Source organism: Actinoalloteichus spitiensis RMV-1378 (genome assembly GCF_000239155.1).
Classification (GTDB): Bacteria; Actinomycetota; Actinomycetes; order Mycobacteriales; family Pseudonocardiaceae; genus Actinoalloteichus_B; species Actinoalloteichus_B spitiensis.
In genome coordinates this window covers 1-4,313 of record NZ_AGVX02000101.1, presented here as the reverse complement: position 1 = coordinate 4,313, position 4,313 = coordinate 1, and the positions used below count along the sequence as shown (strand labels likewise).

The 4,313-nt window shown below is 72.8% G+C and carries 3 protein-coding genes; 1 reads left to right on the top strand and 2 read right to left on the bottom strand.

Annotated features, from left to right (window positions below):
* Positions 1-77: 77 nt before the first annotated feature.
* Together ACTIDRAF_RS0205195 and ACTIDRAF_RS0205190 are read right to left on the bottom strand one after the other, a co-directional pair.
* Positions 78-1,619 (bottom strand): dynamin family protein, encoded by a 1,542-nt coding sequence (locus tag ACTIDRAF_RS0205195; protein ID WP_016697654.1) that lies wholly within the window; start codon positions 1,617-1,619, stop codon positions 78-80.
* A 78-nt stretch (positions 1,620-1,697) separates the two neighbouring features.
* Positions 1,698-2,351, bottom strand: coding sequence for a TetR family transcriptional regulator (locus ACTIDRAF_RS0205190; RefSeq protein WP_016697653.1), 654 nt, complete (start codon positions 2,349-2,351; stop codon positions 1,698-1,700).
* A gap of 142 nt (positions 2,352-2,493) precedes the next feature.
* On the opposite strand from ACTIDRAF_RS0205190, the gene ACTIDRAF_RS0205185 reads away from it, so the two are divergent.
* Positions 2,494-4,272 (top strand): MFS transporter, encoded by a 1,779-nt coding sequence (locus ACTIDRAF_RS0205185; protein WP_211215274.1) that lies wholly within the window; start codon positions 2,494-2,496, stop codon positions 4,270-4,272.
* Positions 4,273-4,313: the final 41 nt, after the last annotated feature.

The window sequence follows — 4,313 nt, the reverse complement described above, 5'->3', positions numbered from 1 at the left end:
GGCGGCCCGTCCGGGGCCGGTCCCGGGTCGTGGTGTCGGGGGCGGCTCCTCGCGTCGCCGCCGTCGGAACCAGGGGGTCATGTCCCCTCCCTGAGCTGTTGCCAGAGTAGGAAGTAGGCGCGGTGGACCACGTGGGCCACCCGGCTCTGCGCCGGAGTGGCTCCGAACGAGGCGAACGACCGCCACCAGCCGGCTCGTTCGAGCGCGTGGGCGGCGAGTTCCGTCCTGGGACGTCCGGCGAGCCCCAACCGTTCCCCGACGTCCGAGGTGCTCCCGACGCGGAGGATCTCCTCGGCGAGGTCGTCGGGCATCGTGACGGTCCCGCCGGCGACCAGGGTCAACGCCTCCAGGAGCCGCAGTTGGTGTGCTTCGGGCCGCGCCAGCAGCACCTCGATCGCGTCGTGGACGCGCTGGCGTTCGCCGGGGTCGCCGGAGGCGTGGGCGAGCGCCGTGACGGAGGCCAGCGCCGCCGCGGCCTTGATGCCGTCCGCTCTCGCCTGGAAGAGGGTGTGCAGCCGAGCACGCACGGCGGCGAGCCCGGAGGCGTCCAGGATCCGGCGGCGGAGGGCGCCGGCGGTGATCTCGGGATCCTCGGTGACGGCCAGCACTCCGCTGCGGACGCCGTACAGGTCGAGCCGCTCCAGAAGGCGCCGCCGGTCGGAGGCCGGCACCGCGCATTCCCAGTCGACGAACAGGTCGGCGGAGAGCAGCATCGTCTCCCTGGTCTCCTCGTCGAGCGCGGCCAGGTCCTTCAGGCACCGCGCGTCGGCCGAGGTGAAGCCGCCGGTCTCCGCGGTCTCGGCGAGCAGGCCGATGACGGGCAGCACGTCGGCGACCCGGGGGCGCAGCAGGGTGGCCTGGCGGGCGGCGACCAGACCGGCCGCCCGCCAGGTGGAGCCGTCCGACCCGGGGACCGAGTCCGGTTCCACCATGTCCGCCTTGTTGAGGACGGCGACGGCGTTGACCGGGCCTGCCTCCCGCCGGGCGGTGGCCGCGGTGAAGGCGGCCAGCGCGTGCTCGTCGTCGGCCTTGACGGTCTGGGTGAGGACGTAGAGCACGGCCTCCGCCCCGGCGACCGCGTCGCGGGACACCGGGTCCAGCTCGCCCGGCGGTTCCTGCCCCACGCCCAGCAGTTCCCGGGTGCGGCGGACCGAGGCCGAGTCGAGCGATCCCAGGCCGGGGGTGTCGATGACGGTCAGGTCGCGCAGGACGGCGTTGGTCAGGTAGGCCTCCAGGTGGGAGACCGCCGCGAGGTCGACGCCCAGGTCGGCGGGGATCATGCCGTGCTGGTCGAAGGGGAGCACCTGCTTCCGGCCGTCCCGGAAGACCACTTCGACCCGGTCGACGGTGCCGTACTGGAAGCGGGTCACCAGCCGGGTGCACTCGCCGACGTCCGTCGGCGCCACCCGGCGGCCGATCAGGGCGTTCACCAGCGTGGACTTGCCGGACTTGATCCGCCCCGCGACGGCGACCTGGAGCGGGGCGGACAGCCGGTGGAGCACCTGCCGGAAACCGGCCGCCGTGGCGGGGCCGACCTGGGGCTGGAGCCGGTCGCACAGGGTGGCCACCGCCGCCGAGAGCGGGCCGGGCCAGTGCCGCTGGTGTGGTCCGTGGACCAACCGTCACTCCTCGGGCTCGACGCGGGCATTCTCGACACAGATCGTGCCACGTCCGCCGGCGCCCGCGTGTCGTCCGCGTCAGGCGGGGGAGGGCGCCGGCAGTCCCCGGGCCGTCTCGGACAAGCCCTCGATGGTGGTGTGCAGCACCTCGGCGAGCAGGGCGGAGGGCAGCGGGCCCTCCGGACGCGCCAGCCAGGCCTGGAGCGAGACCGAGACGGCTCCGGCGAGCGCCATCGCCCACGCCTGCGGGCGCGGGTCGGTGTGGGGGTCGGTGCCGAGCCGTTCGGCGATCAGCACGGTCAGTTCCCGCATCCAGTTCGAGGAGACGACGTGCTGTGCGTACCGCACCTCGTCGACCTCGGCGAGGAGCTCGCACCGCAGCAGGTGCTGCGCCCGCTCCTCCTGCATCACCTCGTCGAGCTCGCCCAGCGCCCAGGCCAGGGAGCGCATCGGGTGCTCGTCGACGGGGCGTCGACTGATGCTCTCGCGCAGCATCCGGGCGGGCCAGGCCGGGTCGCCGAAGAGGACCGCCTCCTTGCTGGGGAAGTAGCGGAAGAAGGTGCGTGGCGCGATGTCCGCGGCGTCGGCGATCTGGGCGATCGTGGTGGCCTCGAAACCGTGTTCCCGGAACAGGCGGAGCGCGGCCGCCTCGATGCCGGCGCGGGTCCGTTGCGCCCTGCGCCGCCGCCGGTCGGGTGGTGCGGCGGGGTGGGGGGCCGGAACCTCGGTCATGGGGTCCAAGGGTCCCGGGGATGTCCGGTCGATGTCAACCATGCCAAAAGTCACGTGTGCCAACTGGCACGTGTGACATAACGTGGAGGGGTCGGCCTGGTCGAGGGAGGGCCGACTCCCCCCGTCGTAACGAGGAGTTGACGTGTCCCGTGTCCAGCCCGAGGCCCAGGTGCCGCCGGGACGACCCAGTCCGTCGATGACGGACGACGAGCGCGCGGCGGTCGCCGAGGGCATCGAGTTACCGGTCTACCGCGACAGGTGGAAGACCCTGCTGGTGCTGTGCCTGGCGCTGGCGACCGTCATGCTGGCCAACACCTCACTGGGAGTCGCGCTCCCCGTGCTCTCGGTGGACCTGGGCGCCACCACGAGCCAGCAGCAGTGGTTCAACAACGCCTTCACGCTGGTGTTCGCCGGGCTGCTCTTCACCGCCTCCGCGATGGCCGACCGGTACGGCCGGAAGGCGATGTTGCAGGCGGGCCTGGTGGTGTTCGGCCTCGGTTCCGCCTACGTGTGGCTGTTCACGGACTCCAGCACGGAGCTGATCGCGGCCCGTGCGGTGCTGGGCGTCGGCGCGGCGATGGTGATGCCCGTGACGCTCTCGATCCTGACCAGTGTCTTCCCCCGCCACCAGCGGACCAGGGCGGTGGCGGTGTGGGCGGCGGTCTCCGGGGCGGGCACCGCCCTCGGGCCGGTGATCTCCGGGGTGCTGCTCGAGTTCTACTCCTGGCAGTCGGTCTTCGTCATCAACATCCCCGTCGTCATCGTCGGCGTGGCCCTGGGCGTTCGGTTCGTCCCGGGTCACCGCCTGGTGGCGGCGGGTGCCGGTGAGGGCGGCCACGGTGGTATCGACCCGGGTGGGGCGGTGCTGTCGACCCTCGGTATCGGCACCGTGGTCTACGCCCTGATCCAGGCCGAGCACAACGGGTGGGCGTCGCCGACCACGCTGGGGCTGCTCGCGGCGGGCCTCGTCCTGGTCGCGGTCTTCGTCCTCTGGGAGCGGCGGGTGAAGGACCCGATGCTGGACATGACGCTGTTCCGGGACAAGGCGTTCTCCGCGTCGGCGCTGTCGCTCACGCTGGTGTTCTTCGCCCTGATCGGCGTGTTCTTCTCCCTCAGCCTGACCCTCCAGCTCGTGTTCGGGTACTCGCCGCTGATGGCCTCGGTGGCCATGCTGCCGGTCTCGGTGATGATGGTCCTGGTCTCGCCCCAGGTCGCTCGCGTCGTGGCCCGGTTCGGCCCGAGAACGACGGTGGTGAGCGGCATGGGTCTGGCTGCGCTCGGCATGGGGATCCTGGGCACCCTGACGGTCGACGCGGGCTACTGGCACCTGTTGTTCGGCCTGGCCACCGTCTCGCTGGGCATCGCGCTCACCATGCCGCCCGCCACCGACATGCTGATGTCGAAGGTGCCTCGGGAGCGGGCCGGGATGGGGTCGGCCACCAACGACGTGACCCGCGAGATCGGTGCCTCGCTCGGCATCGCGGTGCTCGGTTCGGTGCTCGGCAGCACCTACGGGAGCCGGCTGTCGGAGTCGCTGACCGGTTTCCCCGAGGACGTCCGGGAGACGGCGACCAACTCGCTGGTCGGTGGTCTCGGCGTCGCCCAGTCGCTGGGGGAGGAGGGCACGGGGCTGCTGCGCGAGGTCATGGAGTCGTGGATGGACGGCGTGCGGGTGGCCCACCTCGCGGCGACCGTGCTGATCCTCATCGCGGCCGTGGTGGCCTGGGCCTGGCTGCCCCGGGTGGCGGAGGACATGCGCCGGAACGTCGCCGCGGCGGGGTCCGGGGCCGAGGACGCGACCTCGTCGACCGCCGAGACCGCCGAGTCCGGCGGCGGCCAGCCCGAGGTCTCCGCCGTGGCGAACGGTCCGGGGGGAGCGGAGGACGGCCGTGCGCCGGCCGGGTCCGACGCCGGGGAGTAGGAGCTCCTGATCCGGGACGCCCGGCGGCCGCCGGGCGTCCC

What these genes read in the sequence shown, in the direction of transcription:
- ACTIDRAF_RS0205190 (WP_016697653.1), bottom strand. Translation starts at nt 2,351, where the DNA reads ATGACCGAGGTTCCGGCCCCCCACCCCGCCGCACCACCCGACCGGCGG.